The organism is Bradyrhizobium manausense (assembly GCF_018130615.1).
GTDB classification, from domain to species: domain Bacteria; phylum Pseudomonadota; class Alphaproteobacteria; order Rhizobiales; family Xanthobacteraceae; genus Bradyrhizobium; species Bradyrhizobium manausense_A.
Window position 1 is genome coordinate 262,351 of sequence record NZ_JAFCKB010000004.1, and the last position, 21,296, is coordinate 283,646.

Genomic DNA, 21,296 nt, shown 5'->3' on the forward strand with positions numbered 1-21,296 from the left:
TTCGTCTGCCGGCGGCATCATCTGCTACCGGGTGATGTTCAATCCCGCCAGCATTTCCTTCACCGCCGCCATCGCGGATGCGAGCTTGTCCGCATCGCGCGAGCGCACCACCAGATTGGTGTTGGGTTTCGAGTCCTCGTCCATGAAGGGATAGCTGCCGATGATGGTGTCGGGGTGGGCGGCAGCGATCGCGCGCAAGGGGCTGCCGATGTCGCCTTCCCGCGCATTGGCGCGGACCGATTCGGACAGCATGCGCACGCCGGATTTCAGCTTGGGCGAGACGATGTCCATCATCGCCTGCATGATCGAGGGCACGCCGGCCATGACGATGACATTGCCGATCTTGAAGCCGGGGGCGAGGATGGTCGCGCTCTGGATCAGCTCGGCGCCGTCGGGGATGCGGGCCATGCGCAGACGCGCCTCGTTGAGGTCCTGCTCGCTCCAGCGCTCGCGAAAGCGGGCGACCACTTCGGGGTGATGGTCGATGCCGACACCAAACGCCTTGGCGACGCTGTCGGCGGTGATGTCGTCATGGGTCGGCCCGATGCCGCCGGTGGTGAAGACATAGGTGTAGCGTTGCCGCAGTGCATTCAACGCGGCGATGATGTCGTCCTCGTCGTCGGAGACGACCCTGACTTCCTTCAGGTCGATGCCGATATTGGTCAGGTATTCGGCGATGAAGCCAATATTCTTGTCCTTGGTCCGGCCGGACAGGATTTCATCCCCGATGACCAGAATGCCCGCCGTGACGATATCGCTCATAACTTAAGTCCCTCACCTCTGGTCCCGACTTTGCCGAGGTAACGCGTTGAAGTCACGCGGTTTTGCTGCCGAAATAAGCAGTCCTCAGCCATTTTTTCAGGCACCTTGCCGGCCATAGCAGGCAAATGCCCTCTCTCCATGCTTATCGCGCTGGCCCGCCCCTTGCTACCTCCTCAGAGTCATGCACTCTTGCCGCATGGCCACAGGACGTTGCGGTCTGCACCAGGACCTCTGCGGCCTGACCGTTGGCGCAACGCCTGGGAGAGACAAGTCGGGATCTATGGCAGTCGCGTTTGATGAAATGAATATTCCGGGTGGGGACCTTCGCCCCGCCTATCAGGAGCTGGCACGCTGGCTCAAGGAGACGCCTCCCGAGGCGCTCGAATATCGCCGCCAGGAAGCCGAGCTCCTGTTCCGCCGCATCGGCATCACCTTCGCGGTCTATGGGGACTCCGAATCCACCGAGCGCCTGATCCCGTTCGACGTGATCCCGCGGATCATGTCCGGCAAGGAATGGGCGGTGCTGGAAAAGGGACTGAAGCAGCGCGTGAAGGCGCTGAACATGTTCCTGCGCGACATCTATCACGGCCGCGACATTCTCCGCGCCGAGATCGTGCCCGACGATCTGATCTTCCAGAATCCGGTGTTCCGGCCCGAGATGAACGGCCAGCAGGTGCCGCACGACGTCTACGTGCACATCGCCGGCATCGACATCGTCCGGGTCGACGCCGAGGACTTCATCGTGCTGGAGGACAATGCGCGCACGCCCTCGGGCGTCTCGTACATGCTGGAAAACCGCGAGATCATGATGCGGCTGTTTCCGGATCTGTTCGCGCGCCACAGGGTGGCACCGGTCGAGCGCTATCCGGACGAGCTGCTCTCTGCCTTGCGCTCCGTCGCGCCGCACAGCGCCTCGGGCGAGCCGACGGTCGCCCTGCTCACGCCGGGCGTCTACAATTCGGCCTATTACGAGCACTCCTTCCTCGCCGACAAGCTCGGCATCGAGCTCGTCGAAGGGCGCGATCTCATCGTCAAGAACAACGAAGTGTTCATGCGCACGACCGAGGGCGTAAAACGGGTCGACGTGATCTACCGCCGCGTCGACGACGATTTCCTCGATCCTCTCACCTTCCGTCCCGACTCTGCGCTCGGCGTGCCCGGGCTGATGTCGGCCTACGCGGCCGGCAACATCACGCTCGCCAACGCGGTCGGCACCGGCATCGCCGACGACAAGGCAATCTACTCCTACATGCCGGACATCGTGAAATTCTACCTCGGCGAGGAGCCGATCCTGAAGAACGTGCCGACCTGGCGCTGTCGCGAGCCGAAGGATCTGGCTTATGTGCTGGATAATCTCGGCGAGCTCGTCGTCAAGGAAGTGCATGGCTCCGGCGGCTACGGCATGCTGATCGGCCCCGCCGCCACCAAAGCGACGATCGAAGCCTTCCGCGAAAAGCTCAAGCGCGAGCCGGAAGGGTTCATCGCGCAGCCGACGCTGGCGCTCTCGACCTGCCCGACCTGCACGGCCTCCGGCCTCGCGCCGCGCCATGTCGATCTGCGGCCCTTCGTGCTGACCGGCAGCAAGAGCACGACGATCGTGCCCGGCGGGCTCACCCGCGTCGCATTGAAGGAAGGCTCTCTGGTGGTGAATTCGAGCCAGGGCGGCGGGACCAAAGACACCTGGATTTTGGACGAGTAGAGAGATGCTGTCGCGCACCGCCGAAAACCTCTACTGGCTCGCCCGCTACGTCGAACGGGCCGAATATCTCGCACGCACCATCGATGCGACGTTGCGCGTCACCGCGCTTCCCGCCGCCTATATCGGCAAGACCAACGAATGGGACTCCGCGCTGCTGACCGCCGGCGTCGCGGAAAGCTTCTATCGGACCCACGAGGAAGCCAACGAGCACAACGTCGTCGACTACCTCTCGTTCTCGGCCGACAATCCGTCCTCGATCAAGAACTGCATCGAGGCGGCGCGGCTGAACTCGCGCTCGGTGCGTACCGCGCTGACCAGCGAGATGTGGGACACCATCAATTCGGCCTGGATCGAGCTTCAGGCCGTGTGGAGCAAGGGCACCTCGACCCGCGAGGACCTCGCAAAATTCCTGCGCTTCGTGCAGGAGACCTCGCTGCGCTTCGACGGCTCAGCCTACCGGACCATGCTGCGCAACGATGCCTATTGGTTCTCGCGCCTCGGCCTGCATCTGGAGCGCGCCGACAACACGGCACGCATTCTCGACGTGAAGTATCACGTGCTGCTGCCCGAGGAGGAGCACGTCGGCGGCCCGCTCGACTTCTATCAATGGAGCTCGATCCTGCGCTCGGTGTCGGCGCTGACGGCCTATCACTGGGTCTACCGCGAGACGCTGAAGCCTTGGCTGGTCGCGGATCTGCTCATCCTCAACGGCACGCTGCCGCGCTCGCTGGCGAGCTGCTACGACAATCTCGTGCGGAACCTCGACCAGATCGGCGTCGCCTATGGCCGCCAGGGCCCGGCCCAACGCCACGCCCGCGGCATTCGCAACCGGCTGGAACACAGCAATATGAACGACATTTTCCAGCATGGCGTGCATGAATTCATTCAGGAGTTCATCGCCGACAATTCCAGGCTGGGCGAAATCATCACGAAGCAGTATTTGATCTGACCCACGCTGTCGTTCCGGGGCGCACAACGGGCGAACCCCAATTCGCAATTGCGAATTGTGGAACCTCGAGATTCTCAGGTGCGTAATTACGCACCAGAGTTTGGCTCTTCGAGCCGCCCCGGAATGACGACGTAAACACAACGGTCCACCATGCGCCTGCGAATCCTGCACACCACGACCTATCGCTACGAGCCGCAGGCCACGAGCGTGATCCAGATCCTGCGCATGACGCCGTGCAGCCATGACGGACAATACGTGGCGGAATGGCAGATCGACGTGTCGACCGACACCAAGCTCGACATGCACGAAGATGCGTTCGGCAACGTGACCCATGTGCTGTCCTGCGGCCCTGTCAGCGACATCAAGATCACAGCCGAGGGGCTGATCGAGACCCACGATACCGGCGGCGTGCTGCGCGGCGCCGACGAGCGTTTTCCGGCCGGCATGTTCCTGCGCCCCACCGACCTCACCTCCGTGAACCCGGCGATGTCAGCGGTCGCGCGGCAGCTGCGCAACGAGGCCGAGAGCGATACGCTCGGCTTCCTGCACACGCTGATGTCGCAAATCAGCGACCACATGACCTTCGACGAGGATCCCACCAATAGCGGCACCTCGGCAGCCGAAGCGTTCACGCTCAAGCGCGGCGTCTGTCAGGACTACGCGCATATCTTCATCGCCTGCGCCCGCTCCGGGGGCGTGCCGGCGCGCTTCGTCTCCGGCCAGTTTTTGCGCTCCGACGGCACCGTTCATCAGGATGCCGGGCATGCCTGGGCGGAAGCCTTTGTCCCCGATCTCGGCTGGGTCGGCTTCGATCCCGCCAACTCCATCTGCACCACCGACGCCCATGTCCGCGTTGCGATCGGGCTCGATTATCTCGGCGCGGCTCCCGTGCGCGGCACCCGCTATGGCGGCGGCGCGGAGACGCTGACGGTCGCGGTCCAGGTCGAGCAGGCCGGCCGCGGCGGGCAGTCGCAATCGCAGTCGCAGCGGCAGAGCTGAACGGCGCCCGCGTTCCTTCCCCTTCCTTATCGTAAGGCTCTCCACCGCCAATCGGGGGTTGGAGCGGCCTCCGAAATTGGCTAGTAATTCCGCGCAAACGCGTTCGGGGACTGGAAATGACCTATTGTTGTGGAATCCTGGTTCGGGACGGGCTGGTCATGATCGCCGACACCCGCACCAATGCCGGCCTCGACAATGTCTCGACCTTCCGCAAGCTGCACATCTTCTCCAAGCCCGGCGACCGCATCATGGCGATCGCCAGCGCGGGCAACCTCGCCATCAGCCAGTCGGTGCTGTCGACGCTAACCGAGGGCCTGGAAGACCCCAACACGGGTGAGGTCGAGACGCTGATGAACGCGCCGACCATGTTCCAGGCCGCCCAGCGCATCGGCCGGGCCATCCGCGCCGTGCATGCGACCGAAGGCCCGGCGCTGAAGTCCGAGGATGTGTCCTTCGACGTCTCCTTCCTGTTCGGCGGCCAGATCAAGGGCGCGCGGATGCGCCTGTTCATGGTCTACACCGCCGGCAATTTCATCGAGTGCACGACCGATACGCCGTACCTGCAGATCGGCGAGCACAAATACGGCAAGCCGGTGCTCGACCGCGCCATGCATTATGATGTCGAGCTCTACGAGGCGCTGAAGACCGGCCTGATCTCGATGGACTCGACGATGCGCTCCAACCTCGGCGTCGGCCTGCCGATCGACGTGCTGGTGGTGCGCAGCGATGCCTGCGATGCCGATCTCAACCACCGCATCGAGGCGGGCGAGCCCTATTTCCACGACCTGCGCTCGCGCTGGTCGGCCGCGCTGCGCGCCGCGCATCAGAACATTCCGCGGCCGCCCTACAAGAACGAAAAAGAACCCAAAACCTGACAACTGAAGAAAAGGCAGGAAACGATGAGTGAAGCGAAAAAGATCGCATTGGTGACGGGCGCCGGCACCGGAGTCGGGCGCGCCGCCGCACTGGCGCTGATGAACACCGGCTTCACCGTGGTGCTGGTCGGGCGCCGGATGGAGATGCTCGAGGAGACCGCAAAGCTCGGGCCCGCGGGCAAGAGCCTGTGCGTCACCGCCGACATGACCAAGCCGGACTCCATTGCGGCGCTGTTCGACAAGGTGAAGGCGACCTATGGCCGCCTCGACGTGCTGTTCAACAATGCCGGCATGGGCGCGCCCGCCGTCAACTTCGAGGACCTCAGCCTCGAGCAGTGGCAGGCGGTGGTGAACACCAACCTCACCGGCCCGTTCCTCTGCACCCAGCATGCCTTCCGTATCATGAAGGACCAGAGCCCGCGCGGCGGCCGCATCATCAACAACGGCTCGATCTCGGCACACGCGCCGCGGCCGTTCTCGGCGGCCTACACCTCGACCAAGCACGCCATCACGGGCCTGACCAAGGCTAGTAACCTCGACGGCCGCATGTACGACATCGCCGTGGGCCAGGTCGATATCGGCAATGCCGCCACCCCGATGACCGACCGCATGGTCAACGGCCCCGGCGTGCTGCAACCCGACGGCACCACCAAACACGAGCCGCGCATGGATGCGAAGGCCGTCGGCGATGCCGTCGCCTACATGGCCGGCCTGCCGCTCGACGCCAACGTGCTGACCATGACGGTGATGGCCACCAAGATGCCGTTCGTGGGTCGGGGCTGAACTCAAAACTGCGAAAACAACCCCATGCACAGTAGGCGTCGAGAGGCGCCTGCTGCTGCCGGGGTGCGGAGACTCCCCCTCACCCGGAATCCGCGCTACGCGCGCATTCCGACCTCTCCCCGCAAGCGGGGCGAGGTGAAGAAGCCTCCTACTCCAGGCTCTCCACCTGGCGCAGGCTGGGGAACAGCTTCATCCACAATAGCGCCACCGCAACCGTGCAGATGCCGCCGAGCACGGCGGCGGGCATGGCGCCGAACAGGGCGGCCGTCAGGCCGCTTTCGAACTGGCCGAGCTGGTTCGAGGCGTTGATGAAGAGGAAGTTCACCGCGCCGACGCGGCCGCGCATCTCGTCGGGCGTCGAGAGCTGCACCAGCGAGAAGCGGATCACGACGCTGATCGTGTCGGCTGCGCCGAGAACGGCGAGCGACAGCACCGACAGCCACATCCAGGACGACAGCGCGAACACGATCGTGGCGATTCCGAACACGATCACCGCCTGGAACATGCGCAAACCCACATGACGCGTGATGGCGTGACGCGCCAGCACCATGGTCATCAGCAGTGCGCCGACCGCCGGCGCCGCGCGCAGCACGCCGAGCCCGACCGGGCCGGCCTGGAGGATGTCGCGGGCATAGATCGGCAATAGTGCGGTGACGCCGCCGAACAGCACCGCGAACAGGTCGAGCGAGATGGTGCCGAGGATCGCCGGATTGCTGCGGATGAAACGGACACCGGCAAAGATGTTGTCCGCGTCGTCCATGTCCTTGGCGACCGCCTGCGGGCGCGGCTGGATGAATCCGGTCAGGATCATCCCAAGAATCCAGAACAGCAGCATGACGGCATAGGCGAGATGTGGCGCGATCGCGTAGGCAAAGCCGCCGAGCGCAGGCCCGGTGATGGTCGCGACCTGGCCTGCGCCGCTCGCAACCGCTGTCGCGCGCTGCAGCGAGCCTTGCGGCGCGATCAGCGGCAGCAGCGCCGCGGTGGTCGGGCTCTCGAAGGCGCCGGCAATGCCGAGCACGAAGGTCGCCACGAAAATCTGCACCTCGCTGACCAGGCCGAGATAGGTGATGACGGCGAGATAGAGCGCGGTCGCGGCTTCCACGAGCTGGCAGAGCTGGACCACGCGCTTGCGCTCGTAGCGGTCGGCGGCGTGGCCGGCGACGAAGACGAGCAGCGCGGTGGGCGCAAATTGCACCAGCCCGACCATGCCGAGGTCGAAGGCCGAGCCCGTGAGGTCGTAGATCTGCCAGCCAATCGCCACCGCCGCGATTTGGCTGGAGAAGCGCGACAGGCTGCGCGAAAGCAGGAAGAACAGGAAGGCGCGATGGCGGAGAAGCTCACCGGCGCTGGCCGGCGGACTGACGGATACTGGCTCTTCTGGCATCGCCTGTTCGGTCACGCTCGGAAAATAGGCCCCTGTCGATCCGACCCGCGTGGCCGACGCAGGCGAGCTTGTCAACAGCACGGCCACCAGCAACATTCTCGGCATTGCGTTTGCAACGCACGCGCGGCCATAATCATTGGGGGATTGGGGACATCATGCTACGGCTGCAATCGACACTCGGCGTTTTCGCATTGCTGCTGATCGCCTTCGCGCTGGCGGAGAATCGCCGCGCAGTCTCGTTGCGCCAGGCGCTGGTCGGCCTCGTTGTCACCTTCGCCACTGCGATCGTGCTCCTGAAGGTGCCGATCGTGGCGCACGCTTTCGGCGCCATCAACGACGCGGTCGGCGCCATCTCGGCGGCCTCGCGCGCCGGCTCGTCCTTCGTGTTCGGCTATGTCGGCGGCGGCCCCCTGCCCTTCGACCTGAAGGCGCCGGGCGCGGATTTCATCCTGGCGTTCCAGGCGCTGCCGATCGTGCTGGTCATGAGCGTGCTGACGACGCTGCTATTCTATTGGCGCGTGCTGCCGCCGATCGTGCGGGGCATGGCCTGGCTGCTCGAACGCACGCTCGGGGTCGGCGGCGCGGTCGGGCTCTCGACCGCCGCCAACATCTTCCTCGGCATGGTCGAGGCACCGCTGTTCGTACGGCCGTACCTGACGCAGATGAGCCGCAGCGAATTGTTTCTGGTGATGACCGGCGGCATGGCCGGCATCGCCGGCACGGTGCTGGTGCTCTATGCGACGCTGCTGGCGCCCCTCATTCCTGACGCAGCCGCGCATTTCGTCATCGCCTCGGTGCTGGGCGCACCGGCCGCGATCCTCGTCAGCCTGATCATGATCCCTGAAACCTCCGACAAGCGCACCGGCGGCTCGCTGGAGGACCCCGAGATGGCAGTCTCCGGCACGATGGATGCGATCGTGAAAGGTACGAGCGCGGGCATCGAGCTGCTGATCAACATCGTCGCCATGCTCTTGGTGCTGGTGGCGCTGGTCTATCTCGTCAATGCGATCCTCGGCTTGCTGCCCAATTTCGGCGGCGCCGCGATCTCGCTGCAGCGCGTGCTCGGTCTCCTGATGGCGCCGGTGTGCTGGCTGATGGGATTGCCCTGGGACCAGGCAGTGACCGCCGGCGGCCTGATGGGCACCAAGACCGTGCTCAACGAGCTGATCGCCTATGTCGACTTCTCGAAGCTCCCGCCCGATACGCTCGATCCGCGCTCGCGCCTCATCATGCTCTACGCGATGTGCGGCTTCGCCAATTTCGCCAGCCTCGGCATCATGATCGGCGGCTTAGGGGTGATGGCGCCGGAGCGGCGCGACGAGATCAATGCGCTGGGGCTGAAGTCGATCGTGTCGGGGACGCTGACGACGTGTCTGATGGGCGCGATCGTGGGGGTGTTGACGTAAGCACTCTCTGCTCGTCGTTCCGCGGCGCGCGCAGCGCGAGCCCGGAAATGACACCGTCAGCCGCACAACTTCGTCTTGTCCAACATGCGGCGCACCTCGCCCAGCTTGGCGCGGCACGGTTCGACCGCCATGGCTTTCGCCTCGCTGGACCGTCCTCGCGCGAACAGCAACTGCGCCAGCACGGCCTGCGCCGCAGATCGCACCGGCCCGCCCGCGACATCCGACGCGGCAAGCGAGATGACGGTTTGCACTTCGGTCTCAGCGGAATTGAGGCTGTTTTGTTCAACGAAGAAGATCGCACGGAACAGATGGGCCCGCGGATCCCTGGGGTAACGCGTGACCAGATCGAGCGAACGGCTGGCCATCTCGCGCGTATTCGCCGGCATTTCCGACGCGCGGATAAACTGCCTGGCATCGGCCATGTAGGACCGATAATGCGCAGCGGCGAAGCCGGTGCAGATCAGAGATCCGGCGCAACCTGCGAGCAACGTCATGCTCGCGCTCCGCGGCAGGCTGTCATACGACCAGAAGACGAGCCACGGCATGAGGGCAAGCGCGCCGCCGGCCAGCGCACCACCCGCATGGGCAAAATAATCGGTGTTGCCGGAGGCGCCAAAGGCAAGCGGCAGCAGTGCGGGAACACCGAAGAAGAGCGACGTCTTCAGTCGCGAGATGGTTAGATCGGCGTCCGCTTCGGGATCGAAGCTCGCGACAAACAGCGCGGCGATGAGCCCGGTGATGGCGCCTGACGCACCGACGCCTGGCACGCCATGGGCATTGCCCAGGAGCGAGCCCGCCTCGCCGACCAGCGCACTGGCAACAAAGATCAGCGAAAACCAGCCACGGCCGATCAGAGGCTCCAACCGGACTCCGACGATGAACAGCGCAATGCAGTTGCCTATGAGGTGCCAATCGCTGCCATGCAGAAGCGGCGCAAGGCCGATCCGCCACCACTCTCCTCTTCCGACAACCAGATCGTAGCTGGTCGCGCCATAAGCGATCAGCGAGCGGACATCGAGGGAGCCGTCCCGCGCAATATCGATGGCCAGATTGCGTTGCAGCGCGAAGATCAGAAACAGACCGAAGATCAAGCCGATGGTGAGGAAAGGGATATCGGAGAGAAGCTTGTTGTCGCGAAAGAGCGAACCCTCACTGGACGCGGGCCCATCGTCGTCGCGCATGACAACGGGAGCGGCCGGCGCGACGGCCGGTTGAAACGAGGCTCTTGAGGTTGGCGCTACGACGCCGCGTCGGCCAAAAGTCGCCATGAAGGCATTCCCGCATGTTCACAGCCTTGAGTTGACGCGAGGAATCTTTTCGACGGGTTAGCGGCCACCCTGCAGGCGGCGAAAACCATCTGACTGGTAGTTGCCCGGTTTCCCGGATCGAGCGCATTTTAGAGATTGCGGAATGTCATTCCGGGGCGCGACGAAGTCGCGAGCCCGGAATCCATTTCGTCACACGTATTGCCGTTCGATAGATTCTCAGGTGCGCAATTGCGCACCGTAACTCGCGCTGCGCGCGTCCCGGAATGACGACAAGCTACGCCTTCAATTCCACCGTCCGAAACTCCGCCGGCAGGATCACCTCCAGCAGTTCGACATCATCCGAATAATCCAAAATCATGTGCTTGATCTTGGGCGGCTGGGTCCAGGCGCTGCCTTGCTGCATCAAGGTCTCGCCCTGCCCGTCCATGTAGGTCTTCACCCAGCCCTTGAGCACGTAGACCATCTGGAAGTCGACGTCGTGGAAGTGCAGTTTTGAGACTTCGGCGGGATCGCAGGGGCCCTGCAGGCGGATCACATGGGCTTGCGCGAGGCCGCGACTGGCAGCGGCGATGCCGAGGTCGCGGTATTTGGCGTAAGCGCGCAGGCCGTCGGCCTTGAAGTCTTCCTCGCGGTGATGGCTGATGGCGATGCGCTGCTTGGGGCGCGCCGGCTTTTTTGCTGAGGTCTTTGCCGTTGTCGGGCGCGCCTTCGCCTTCACCGCCTTGCGTGCGGAGGATCGCGCGGCGGACTTGGCGCCGCTCCGCTTCTTCGCCGCGGTCTGGACCGCGCTACGCGATTTTGCTTTTTTGCTTGTTTTCTTGGCCATGAGCCGTCTCCCGATGTTGTTATGGGAGAGGCTAACACGGAAACAGATCTCGTAGGGTGGGCAAAGCCAAGCGTGCCCACCATTGCCAGATCCGATCGCGAAGAGATCGTGGGCACGGCGCGCGAAGTGCGCGCGCCGTGCCCGTCCTACGAGAGCGGCGCTCGCTACGAGAACCGGTGCTCTATCTCAATTCAACCGGAACACACCGTCCACGGCGCGGAGTTCGGCCGGCTTGATGAGCTTCGAATGCGCCACCGTCACCGAATGCAGCGGACCGTCGAGCTTTTCCTGCCAGAACGCCAGGAAGTCGGTAAGCGCGGGGAATTTCGGAAACATGTCGTAGTTCTGCCAGACATAGGTCTGAAGCAGCGAGGGATGATCCGGCATCCGGTAGAGAATTTGGGCGGTCGTCAGCCCGTAGCCCAGCATCTGTTTCCGGAAGTCCTCGGAAACGCCCCCAACCCGCAGTCCCATGCCAACCTCCTTTGCAGGAGCGCATTCAGAGGGTGGCTTGGTCCGGTACGCTTCTTGACGAGCCACCCGGCGACGATGCGCTCACATGATAGAAATGTGACGCAAACTGACAACCCATCTCAAGCCCAAAAGTTTAACAAGCTGTTGAAATTCAATGCGTTAGCAGCAGTGCCGGCTCCGTGCTAATACGGTCCGGCCATTCGGTTAACGATGGTAAAGAGATTTGGCACTTGGGCCTTCAGAGTGCCGAATTTTCTGCTAGAAGCCCTTGCCCCCGCAAAATTCCTGTCCTATCTCAGCTCGGCCTGTGCTGGCACTCGCTGGCACAGATTGCTAACACGTTGAAATCATCAACTCGTGCAAATGCTTAGGAGAGCTGCATGAAATTCCGTCCGCTTCACGACCGCGTCGTGGTCAAGCGCATCGACGCAGAAGAGAAGACCGCCGGCGGCATCATCATCCCCGACACTGCCAAGGAAAAGCCCTCCCAGGGTGAAGTCGTCGCCGTCGGCCCGGGTGGCCGCGACGAAGCCGGCAAGCTGATCCCGATCGACCTCAAGGTCGGCGACCGCGTGCTGTTCGGCAAGTGGTCCGGCACCGAAGTCAAGATCGACAGCCAGGATCTGCTGATCATGAAGGAAAGCGACATCATGGGCGTTCTCGACGTCCCCGCTTCCAAGAAGAAGGCGGCCTAAGCGCCCCCCTCTCCCTCCAGTCATACATCTCAAGGAAAAAATCCAGATGGCAGCCAAAGAAGTCAAATTCTCGGTTGAAGCGCGCGACAAGATGCTGCGCGGCGTCGACGTTCTCGCCAACGCGGTGAAGGTCACGCTCGGTCCGAAGGGCCGCAACGTCGTGCTCGACAAGTCGTTCGGCGCTCCCCGCATCACCAAGGACGGCGTCACCGTCGCCAAGGAGATCGAGCTCGAGGACAAGTTCGAGAACATGGGCGCCCAGATGGTGCGCGAAGTCGCCTCCAAGTCCGCTGACGCGGCCGGCGACGGCACCACCACCGCCACCGTGCTCGCCCAGGCGATCGTGAAGGAAGGCGCCAAGTCGGTTGCCGCCGGCATGAACCCGATGGACCTCAAGCGCGGTATCGACCTCGCGGTCGAAGCCGTCGTTGCGGACCTGCAGAAGAACTCCAAGAAGGTCACCTCGAACGACGAGATCGCCCAGGTCGGCACCATCTCGGCGAACGGCGACCAGGAAATCGGCAAGTTCCTCTCCGACGCAATGAAGAAGGTCGGCAACGAGGGTGTCATCACCGTCGAGGAAGCCAAGTCGCTCGAGACCGAGCTCGACGTCGTCGAGGGCATGCAGTTCGACCGCGGCTACATCTCGCCCTACTTCGTCACCAACGCCGACAAGATGCGCGTTGAGATGGACGACGCCTACATCCTCATCAACGAGAAGAAGCTCTCCTCGCTGAACGAGCTGCTGCCGCTGCTCGAGGCCGTGGTGCAGACCGGCAAGCCGCTGGTCATCGTCGCCGAGGACGTCGAAGGTGAAGCGCTCGCGACCCTGGTCGTGAACCGCCTCCGCGGCGGCCTGAAGGTCGCGGCCGTCAAGGCTCCGGGCTTCGGCGATCGCCGCAAGGCCATGCTGCAGGACATCGCGATCCTGACCGGCGGCCAGGCGATCTCGGAAGATCTCGGCATCAAGCTCGAGAACGTCACGCTCAACATGCTCGGTCGCGCCAAGAAGGTGATGATCGACAAGGAGAACACCACGATCGTCAACGGCGCCGGCAAGAAAGCCGACATCGAGGCGCGCGTGGCCCAGATCAAGGCGCAGATCGAGGAAACCACCTCGGACTACGACCGTGAGAAGCTCCAGGAGCGTCTCGCCAAGCTCGCTGGCGGCGTCGCGGTGATCCGCGTCGGCGGCGCGACCGAGGTCGAGGTGAAGGAGCGCAAGGATCGCGTTGATGACGCGATGCATGCGACCCGCGCGGCTGTCGAGGAAGGCATCGTCCCGGGCGGCGGCGTCGCCCTGCTCCGTGCTTCCGAGCAGCTCAAGGGCCTGCGTACCAAGAACGACGACCAGAAGACCGGCGTCGAGATCGTTCGCAAGGCTCTGTCGGCTCCCGCTCGCCAGATCGCGATCAACGCCGGTGAAGACGGCTCGGTGATCGTCGGCAAGATCCTGGAGAACAAGGCCTACGCTTACGGCTTCGACTCCCAGACCGGCGAATATGCCGACCTCGTCAAGAAGGGCATCATCGACCCGACCAAGGTGGTCCGCACCGCGATCCAGAACGCAGCTTCGGTTGCGGCGCTGCTGATCACCACGGAAGCCATGGTCGCCGAGCTGCCCAAGAAGGGCGGCGCAGGTCCCGCGATGCCCCCGGGCGGCGGCATGGGCGGCATGGACTTCTAAGTCCAACCACCTCAAGAACTACGAAACCCCGGCAGCGATGCCGGGGTTTTTGTTATTCAACGATGCACTCTATGGCAGTTTTCTTCTCTCGTCATTCCGGGGCGGCGCGGAGCACTTCAGTAAGAAATATTCCGTCGACAAACTGGTCTGGTACGAGATCTACGATGATCCGGTGACCGCCATCACCCGCGAGAGGGAACTCAAAAAATGGCGCCGCGATTGGAAGATCCGGCTCATTGAGAAGCAGAATCCGCAGTGGATCGATTTGTATCCACAAATCACGGTCTAAGCTTGCAGATCGATGCATTCCGGGCTCGGCGCTTCGCGCCGCCCCGGAATGACGGCAGGACAGACCCGCCCGGGACCACGGGCGCCCTCACCCCACCTTCCCCATCCGGTCCGGGCGCAGACCGCCTCTGGAGTCGAGCGACCAGAAGATCCGCGTCACCTTGCCGACGAGATTGTCCATCGGGATGAAGCCCATCACAGACATGAAGCGGCTGTCGGTCGAGTTGTCGCGGTTGTCGCCCATCGCAAAGAAATGGCCTGGAGGTACGGTGTAGACTTCGGTGTTGTCGGCAAAGCCGTTGTCGACACAGTCATAGGTGATATAGCTCGCCCCATTCGGCATGGTCTCGCGCCAGCGCTTGGCCCTTGCACCGGCCTCGCCGCCGCAGGCGGCGCTCGCGGACACGTCCTTCAGCGCGACGCGCGTGACCGGCTTGTCGTTGAGGAAGAGCTGCCCCTGCCGCATCTGGATGCGATCGCCGGGCAGGCCCACGACGCGCTTGACGTAATCGGTCTTCGTGTCCCTCGGCGAGCGGAATATGACGACGTCGCCGTAGGCGGGATCGGCGGCGCGGAAACGGCCGGAGATGAATGACTGCGCAAAGGGAAAAGAATAGCGGCCGTAACCATAGGTGTATTTGGCAGCGAAGACGTAGTCACCGACGACGAGCGTCGGCATCATCGAGCCGGACGGAATGTTGAACGGCTGAAACAGCACGTAGCGAAACAGGATCAGCGGCGACCACAGCACGGGGACCAGCAGGATCAGGATGACGATCGCTCTCCATTCGCTGGATTTGGCCCGCGGCCGGATGGTGCTCTCAAGAGTGGTCATCGCCTGCCCCGCCGGAGACTATCGCCGCCACAGGATTGCGCAACCTGTGGGCGCGCGCAATCCCGGACCTGCATGACTTGGTCGTCCGGTTGTCGGCCTACGTTCAACCTGTCTCCGCGGCGGCAGTCGCCGGATGCATCCCGTGCAAGTCGGTCAGCGGCTCCGAAAATCGTTGGGCGCACTACCGAAGCGGCGGCGGAAGCTGCGGTTGAAATAGGAGATGTCGCTGAAGCCGCAGGCCAGCGCGATGTCGCTGACCTTGAGAGCGTCGTTGCGCCGGTCTGCCAGCATGGCGCGGGCCTTGGCCAGCCTGAGCTCAAGCACGCGCTCGGTGAAGCTTTGCCCGCTCTCGTGCAGCAGCTTCTGGATATAGCCCGGCGACACGCCGATCGTCGTGGCAAGGCGCTGCACCGAGAAGGCGGGATCGGCAAAGCCTCTTGCGATCAACGCAGTGATCTCGGCATGGCGCGCCGAGCGCATGCCGCGCATCTGCGCCATCACTTGCGCATCGCCGGAGGCGCCGAGTGCCAGCACCACCAGATCCTCGACCGTGTCGAGCACGTGATCGGCCAGCGCCGGATCGTCGGTCGCCATATCGGGCTCGTCCAGCAGGCAGAGATAGCGGCGAAGATGCCGCAGCGCCGGCAGCTCCCCGTCGAGCGAACGGCCGACGAGCGCCTCGGCGCGGGCACCGAGCGCACCGAGCATGCGCCGGGGAAACGCCATCACGACATAATCGCTGGCGCCGACATAGCCGTAGGCCTCGTCGGCACGATAGAGCAGCGGTTGCGAGTCCGGCACGACGGTCTCTCTGCCGCGCTGGAAAAACCGATGCGTGGTCTTTGCGAGGTTGAAGCCGATGCTGAGCTTCTCGTCGCCTGACGTCGCGATCTGCTGGGTTTCGCGCTGCCCCGCATGTGGCGTGCCGCGAAACCGGCACATGCCGAAATCACCGATGCGGGTAAAGCTCCAGTGGCCGGTGAAGGGATCGCTCGACAACCTCTTGAGGTCGTCGATCCGCCCGCAATAGGTCTCCTGCCAGAGCCTGAAGCGTGCCTCCTCGTCGTGATGAGCTGAATGCCCATCCGTCGAAACCGCAAATTTCTGGATCGCCAAACCTAGCCCCGATCGCCCATTCAAGCCCTCACATTTGTCCGGCCCGCGGCAAAAGGGTTCAAGCAATAATCTCCCCTCGCCTTCATGCCCCCGAGAGCGCCCCGTCCCGTGGCAGAAAGGCGACAAGCCGGCCAAATCGGCACGAGGCGGCCCTGGTCCAAATCCAGTCTAGTCCAGAACAAGACAGCCCCGGCAGCCCATGCAAATTGGCCAAGTGACTTGATTCACTTGCTAATTCTGGGTGAGACGTGAAACTCCTGTCTGCGTATCGATCCTCGCTGCTGGCCTCTTCGACGCTTCTGACCGTCCCGTTCCTCGGCATGACGCAGGCCATGGCCTGCGTCGCCAATGGCACGACGACGGTCACCATCAACTGCGCGTCCGACACCGCCACGACGAACACCACCAACACATCCAGCGCCAATACCAATACCGACGATCGCATCCAGTCATTCGATGCCAACCTCGTCGGCACCATTCCGACCGGGCTCGGGTCCGGGGTCATCGTCGCCGGCGCGGGGTTCGAGTTGAAGGCGGCAGGCACGACACCGCACACCATCGACATGACCAACAACGGCGCGGTCAGCGTCCCCCTTGCCGGCGTGACGACCGGTGCCCTGCAACTCGACGGCAATGGCGGTGCGATCACCTATGGCGGCTCGGGAACGGTGGCCGGCGGCAGCAACAATATCGGACTCTACATCGCCAACGCCGCGGGCGACATCACCTTCAACGGCACCGGCAAGATCTCCTCTGGCTTTGGGTCCGGCATCTATACGCAAACCACAGGCAGCGGCGTCACCACGCTGAACATCGCCAATGACGTGACCGGCGCCGGCGTGTTCTTCGGCGCGATCGCGGCCTTCGGCGTCAACGGCCTGACCACCATCAACATGACCGGCGGGACGGTGAGCGGAAACACCGCCGCAATCGAAGCCCACTCGAACCTCAATGGCGGCGTCACGGTCAACATGACCGGCGGTTCGCTCGGGGCGTCGGCGGCGGCGCCCGCCGGCAACATCGGCATTTTTGCGCAGAGCGCCGGCGCCTTCGGCGACGTGTCCGTCACGTCGGGCCAGATCTTTGCGAAATACACCGGCATCTTTGCGGGGAACACCAACACTTCGGGCCTCGGCAACATCAAGGTCGACGTCAACGGAGCTGTCGTCGTCACCACGGCTCCGGTCGCCATCAACCAGGGCGCCGTTGTCGCGAACCATGCCGGCAGAGGCAACGTCACCGTCAACGTCAACGCTCCCGTCACGGCACTGGTCAACGACGCCATCGGCGTCAGCGCGACGAGCACGGGAACCGGCTCGGTCACCGTCAATGTCAACGCCGACATCAACGCCGGCACCAACATCAACGGCCGCGGGGTGACCGCGGGCGCCACCGGCGGCTACACGAATATCATGATGACATCAGGCACGATCCAGAGCGGCGGCGACGGCCTGCGCGCGGCCGCGCTTGGCGCCTTCAGCGTCAACGTCGCCATGACGGGCGGCCAGATCGGTGGCCCCGGCGGTCCCGGCGTCGCCCAATCGGTCGGCGGCAGCGGTATCGTCGCATCGAACCTGACGGGAGCCACCGGCAGCATCAACATCATCTCCGGCAAGATCTACGCCGACACGATGGGCGTCGTCTCCACGATCGGCAACGCCGCGAACAACTACAACACCGTCATCACCGCGAACGGCGCGATCAGGGCTGGCTCCTTCGGCATCAGCGCGAGCACCGCCGGCACGGGCGCGATCCTCGCGACCACCAACGCCAGCGTCGTCGGCAGCACCGGTGTCGCGTTCTCCGGCGGCTCCGCCAACAGCCTGACCAATTCGGCGACCGGCAACATCTCGACGCTCACCGGCGTCAACGGCTACGCCGTGCTCGGCGGCACCGGCAACGAGACCGTGAGCAATCTCGGCACGATCACCGGTCAGGTCGATCTCGGCGGCGGCACCAACAGTCTCACCAACCAGAGCACGGGCCTGCTCAATTCCGGCACGCTGGTCGCGGTCGGCACCGGCAACAGTTTCACCAACAAGGGCAGCTATGCGCCCGGCGGTGCCGGAACGGTGATGACCACGAACCTCACCGGCAATTTCATCCAGACGAGCAGCGGCGTCTATATGGTCGACGTCACCCCTGCGACTTCCGACAAGACGTCCGTGAGTGGCACGGCCAGCCTGGCGGGCACCGTGCAGGCGACCTTCATGCCGGGCAACTATGTTGCGAAATCCTATACGCTGCTCTCGTCGGGCGGACGCTCCGGCACGTTTGCGACCCTGAACACGATCGGGCTGCCATCGGGCTTCACGGCCAGCCTGTCCTATAACGCAACCGATGCGAAGCTCGACCTCATCGCGACGCTTGGCGGCACCGGTGGTGGTGGCGGCGGAGGCGGAGGTGGCGGGACCGGAGGCGGCGGAGGTGGTGGCGGCGGGACCGGAGGTGGTGGCGGCGGCAGCATCAGCACAGCCCTGACCACAAACCAGTCCGCCGTGGCGACGTCGCTGAACAATTATTTCAACGCCGGCAACGGGCTGCCAGCGCAATTTATCCCGCTGTTCGGCCTGAACGGCACGTCGCTCGGAAACGGCCTCGATCAGATCTCCGGCGAAGTCGCGACCGGTGCACCGGCCGCAGGATTTCGCCTGACGGATTCATTCCTCAACATGATGCTGGATCCGTTCCTGGAAACCCAGCTCGGCGAAGGACCAGCACGGCCGCGCGCGATTGGCTATGCATCGGAGCCCGCGCTTCCGCCGGCAGTTGCGGCCGCCAACAACGCCATGGGCATGGCGTCGGCGCTCGACACGGTCGAGCGACGCTGGGGCACCTGGGCTGCGGCCTATGGCGCGCAGGCCAGGCGCAGCGCCGACACGGTGATCGGCAGCCATGCGCTCGACGCGCGCAACGGCGGCGGCGCGGCCGGTGTCGACTATCGCGTCTCCGCGAACACCGTCATCGGCGCCGCGATCTCAGGCGGCTTCACCAATTGGGGGGTGGACACGCTCGGCTCGGGCCGCGGCGAGACGTTCCAGGCCGGGCTCTATTCCTCGACGCAGCTCGGCAATGGTTACGTGTCGGCGGCAGCCGTCTATGGCTGGCACGACCTCAGCACAAATCGCACCGTGATGCTGCCGGGCGCCTTCGATCGGCTGGACGCCAGCTTCAAGGCGCAAAACTACGGCGGCCGCATCGAGGCCGGTTATCGCATCGCGCTGATGAATTTCGGCATCACGCCCTATGTCGCCGGACAGGCCCAGAGCTTTCACACGCCCGCCTACACCGAGACCGGCGTCGCCGGTGCCGGCGGCTTTGCCCTCGCCTACGCGGCACAAACCTCGACGCAAGTTCGCAGCGAGCTCGGATCGCGTTTCGACAGCCGCTTCCTGCTGGACGGCGGCGCCGAGCTGATCCTGCGCGGCCGCGCAGCCTGGCTGCACGATTACTCCGACCGGATCACGTCAACGGCAGCCTTCCAGGTGCTGCCGGGAACGGAGCTCACTGTGACCGGCGCTGCACCGGTTCGCGATGCGGCACTCGTCTCGCTCGGCAGCGAATTGCGCTTCGCACGCGGCTTCTCGCTCGCTGCGAAGGCCGATGCCGAGCTGTTCGGTCGCGGCAACGCCTACTCCGGAACGGCGACGCTGCGCTACGGCTGGTAGAAGCGTGAAGGGCCGCCCGTGGGCGGCCCTTCTGTTTACGCGCTCTCGGGCGCCTTGAGGCGCACGAGCCGGGTCAGGAGGGCATCGAGGCCCTCACCGCTCGTGGCATGGAGGTCGATGCGGCCGACCTTCTCGACCAGCCGCTCCAGCGACTCCAGCTCCTTGAGCCGAAGCAGCAGAGGGTTCTCCTCCATCAGGCGGGCGGTGTTCAGGAGCGACCGCGTCGCCGCCGTCTCCTCCTGCCGGCGGATCAGGTTCGCCTTGGCGACCCGCTCCGCCTCCACCACCTTGTTCACCAGCTCCCGGATCTCGCCGGGCAGGATCACGTCCTTGACGCCGAGCTCGGTCACCTCGACACCGGACTCCGCGACGCGTGCACGCACATGGTCGCGCAGCTCCGCATCTAGCGCCGCCTTCGCAGACAGCACCTCGTCCAGCGTCCGGCCCGCGACCGCCTCGCGGATCGCGAACTGCACCAGGCGGTACAGCCACGCATCCACGTCGGGCACGGTCGCAACCGTGCGCTCGGGATCGACGATCCGGCGGAACGCCGTCAGCGTCACCCGCAGCGCGATGCGATCCTTGGTCAGCATCTCCTGCGCGGTGATCTCGACCGCCTGGGGCCGCAGGTCGAGGCGCTTCACCTCGATCTTGCGGCCGACGGTCCAGAAGGCGTGCCGGCCGGGCGCGAGCCGCTCCACGAGCCGGCCCTCGACATAGAGCAGGCCCGCCTCGTGGTTCTCGACCACGGTCTCCGACGTCACGGTCGAGCGGTTGCGCTCGATCATGGTCAGGTGCCGCGCATCGACCCGGGGATCGCGCGACACATCGATGCGCTCGACATCGATGCGGGTTGCGACCTTCCAGTAGACACGCACCTGCCAGGGCGTCATCAGATGCACGGGACGGCCGTCGAGGCTGACGATCGCAATCTCGTCCGCCCCGGTCTCGACCGCCTCGAACAGCTCGGCGGCAAGATCCGGCCGCGCGGCCTTGAGCACCGCGTAGCGATCCGTGGGGAATTCGGTACCCACGACGTTGTACACAGTGGCCGTCAGCTCGTTGCGCAGGTCGAATAGCCGATGCCGACCGGGCGCGAGCACACGCTCGAGCTGGCCGTTCCGCGTGAGTAGCGCGCGCTCACCGTCCTTCACGGTGATGGCGGTGGTCAGCAAATGCCAAGTCTTCTGGGTCGTCACGACACGCCTCCTTCGTTTGCCGCCGGCCCGTAGGCCATGCAGCAGGTTTTCAAATTGCAAAGGACGTGAGGACGCGGACGACGCTTCCCGGGAAATCGGCGGACCGGGGCTTGAGCTTGCGCGATGACGGGCGCACGCGCGCGATCGCTCGACGCGTGTCGAGCGTTCATGCGGAGCCACCCGGCATCGACGCAAGCGGTATCTACCCGCGGCGCAAAGCCGGTCTCACAGTGTCTAGGTTCGGACGGAAAGCCTTGCGGCAAAACGGCCGGACTGCGACTGAAGCGCGCGTCCGGTCCTCGTCAGAGGTATCAGCTTTTCAGGCTGAAACGGAGCGCTTGGAGCGGGATTCGAACCCGCGACCCGATGATTTTAACGTC

Annotated in this window: 18 protein-coding genes; 10 read left to right on the plus strand and 8 right to left on the minus strand. The window is 64.3% G+C overall.

Features of this window, described 5'->3' with window-relative positions:
* Window positions 1-24: 24 nt before the first annotated feature.
* Window positions 25-762 (minus strand): competence/damage-inducible protein A, encoded by a 738-nt coding sequence (locus JQ587_RS10235; RefSeq protein ID WP_212425213.1) that lies wholly within the window; start codon window positions 760-762, stop codon window positions 25-27.
* A gap of 280 nt (window positions 763-1,042) precedes the next feature.
* Between JQ587_RS10235 and JQ587_RS10240 the strand changes: the two genes are divergently transcribed.
* The 5 genes from JQ587_RS10240 to JQ587_RS10260 all read left to right on the plus strand — a co-directional run bounded on the left by JQ587_RS10240 (window position 1,043) and on the right by JQ587_RS10260 (window position 6,067).
* Complete coding sequence (locus tag JQ587_RS10240; protein WP_212301787.1) at window positions 1,043-2,461, plus strand: circularly permuted type 2 ATP-grasp protein; 1,419 nt, start codon at window positions 1,043-1,045, stop codon at window positions 2,459-2,461.
* A 4-nt stretch (window positions 2,462-2,465) separates the two neighbouring features.
* A complete protein-coding gene (locus JQ587_RS10245) occupies window positions 2,466-3,410 on the plus strand; it encodes an alpha-E domain-containing protein (RefSeq protein WP_212301788.1) in 945 nt (314 codons plus the stop codon).
* 150 nt (window positions 3,411-3,560) lie between these two features.
* Complete coding sequence (locus tag JQ587_RS10250; RefSeq protein ID WP_212425214.1) at window positions 3,561-4,409, plus strand: transglutaminase family protein; 849 nt, start codon at window positions 3,561-3,563, stop codon at window positions 4,407-4,409.
* 116 nt (window positions 4,410-4,525) lie between these two features.
* The gene (locus JQ587_RS10255; RefSeq protein ID WP_212301790.1) at window positions 4,526-5,284 is read left to right on the plus strand and encodes a proteasome-type protease; all 759 of its coding nucleotides are present in this window, start codon (window positions 4,526-4,528) and stop codon (window positions 5,282-5,284) included.
* A gap of 24 nt (window positions 5,285-5,308) precedes the next feature.
* On the plus strand, window positions 5,309-6,067 hold the full coding sequence (locus JQ587_RS10260; protein ID WP_212301791.1) for an SDR family oxidoreductase: 759 nt from the start codon (window positions 5,309-5,311) through the stop codon (window positions 6,065-6,067).
* A 148-nt stretch (window positions 6,068-6,215) separates the two neighbouring features.
* On the opposite strand, the gene JQ587_RS10265 is transcribed toward JQ587_RS10260, so the two are convergent.
* Window positions 6,216-7,454 carry an MFS transporter gene (locus tag JQ587_RS10265; RefSeq protein ID WP_212425338.1) on the minus strand — a complete coding sequence of 413 codons (1,239 nt, stop codon included), beginning with the start codon at window positions 7,452-7,454 and terminating at the stop codon, window positions 6,216-6,218.
* Between the two features lie 155 nt (window positions 7,455-7,609).
* Here JQ587_RS10265 and JQ587_RS10270 point away from each other — a divergent pair, with 155 nt between their 5' ends.
* Entirely contained in the window at window positions 7,610-8,860 is a 1,251-nt protein-coding gene (locus tag JQ587_RS10270) for a NupC/NupG family nucleoside CNT transporter (RefSeq protein WP_212425215.1), read from the plus strand.
* 56 nt (window positions 8,861-8,916) lie between these two features.
* Here the strand turns inward: JQ587_RS10270 and JQ587_RS10275 are convergent, their stop codons facing one another.
* The 3 genes from JQ587_RS10275 to JQ587_RS10285 form a co-directional block, all read right to left on the minus strand.
* Complete coding sequence (locus tag JQ587_RS10275; protein WP_249154244.1) at window positions 8,917-10,041, minus strand: rhomboid family intramembrane serine protease; 1,125 nt, start codon at window positions 10,039-10,041, stop codon at window positions 8,917-8,919.
* A gap of 361 nt (window positions 10,042-10,402) precedes the next feature.
* On the minus strand, window positions 10,403-10,954 hold the full coding sequence (locus JQ587_RS10280; protein ID WP_212425216.1) for a cupin domain-containing protein: 552 nt from the start codon (window positions 10,952-10,954) through the stop codon (window positions 10,403-10,405).
* A 186-nt stretch (window positions 10,955-11,140) separates the two neighbouring features.
* Window positions 11,141-11,428 carry an usg protein gene (locus JQ587_RS10285; RefSeq protein ID WP_212301796.1) on the minus strand — a complete coding sequence of 96 codons (288 nt, stop codon included), beginning with the start codon at window positions 11,426-11,428 and terminating at the stop codon, window positions 11,141-11,143.
* Between the two features lie 380 nt (window positions 11,429-11,808).
* Here JQ587_RS10285 and JQ587_RS10290 point away from each other — a divergent pair, with 380 nt between their 5' ends.
* Genes JQ587_RS10290 through JQ587_RS10300 form a run of 3 tightly spaced genes read left to right on the plus strand, consistent with a single transcriptional unit; the run spans window position 11,809 to window position 14,099 of the window.
* Window positions 11,809-12,123, plus strand: coding sequence for a co-chaperone GroES (locus JQ587_RS10290; protein ID WP_018322058.1), 315 nt, complete (start codon window positions 11,809-11,811; stop codon window positions 12,121-12,123).
* 46 nt (window positions 12,124-12,169) lie between these two features.
* The gene (gene groL, locus JQ587_RS10295) at window positions 12,170-13,810 is read left to right on the plus strand and encodes a chaperonin GroEL (protein ID WP_128951015.1); all 1,641 of its coding nucleotides are present in this window, start codon (window positions 12,170-12,172) and stop codon (window positions 13,808-13,810) included.
* Window positions 13,811-13,847: 37 nt separating this feature from the next.
* Window positions 13,848-14,099, plus strand: coding sequence for a GIY-YIG nuclease family protein (locus JQ587_RS10300; protein ID WP_249154245.1), 252 nt, complete (start codon window positions 13,848-13,850; stop codon window positions 14,097-14,099).
* Between the two features lie 87 nt (window positions 14,100-14,186).
* On the opposite strand, the gene lepB is transcribed toward JQ587_RS10300, so the two are convergent.
* On the minus strand, window positions 14,187-14,933 hold the full coding sequence (lepB, locus tag JQ587_RS10305; RefSeq protein ID WP_212425217.1) for a signal peptidase I: 747 nt from the start codon (window positions 14,931-14,933) through the stop codon (window positions 14,187-14,189).
* A 153-nt stretch (window positions 14,934-15,086) separates the two neighbouring features.
* The gene (locus tag JQ587_RS10310; protein ID WP_212425218.1) at window positions 15,087-16,049 is read right to left on the minus strand and encodes a helix-turn-helix transcriptional regulator; all 963 of its coding nucleotides are present in this window, start codon (window positions 16,047-16,049) and stop codon (window positions 15,087-15,089) included.
* A gap of 248 nt (window positions 16,050-16,297) precedes the next feature.
* Here JQ587_RS10310 and JQ587_RS10315 point away from each other — a divergent pair, with 248 nt between their 5' ends.
* Entirely contained in the window at window positions 16,298-19,717 is a 3,420-nt protein-coding gene (locus tag JQ587_RS10315; protein ID WP_212425219.1) for an autotransporter outer membrane beta-barrel domain-containing protein, read from the plus strand.
* Window positions 19,718-19,752: 35 nt separating this feature from the next.
* Here the strand turns inward: JQ587_RS10315 and JQ587_RS10320 are convergent, their stop codons facing one another.
* Complete coding sequence (locus tag JQ587_RS10320; protein WP_212425220.1) at window positions 19,753-20,916, minus strand: slipin family protein; 1,164 nt, start codon at window positions 20,914-20,916, stop codon at window positions 19,753-19,755.
* Between the last annotated feature and the right edge of the window lie 380 nt (window positions 20,917-21,296).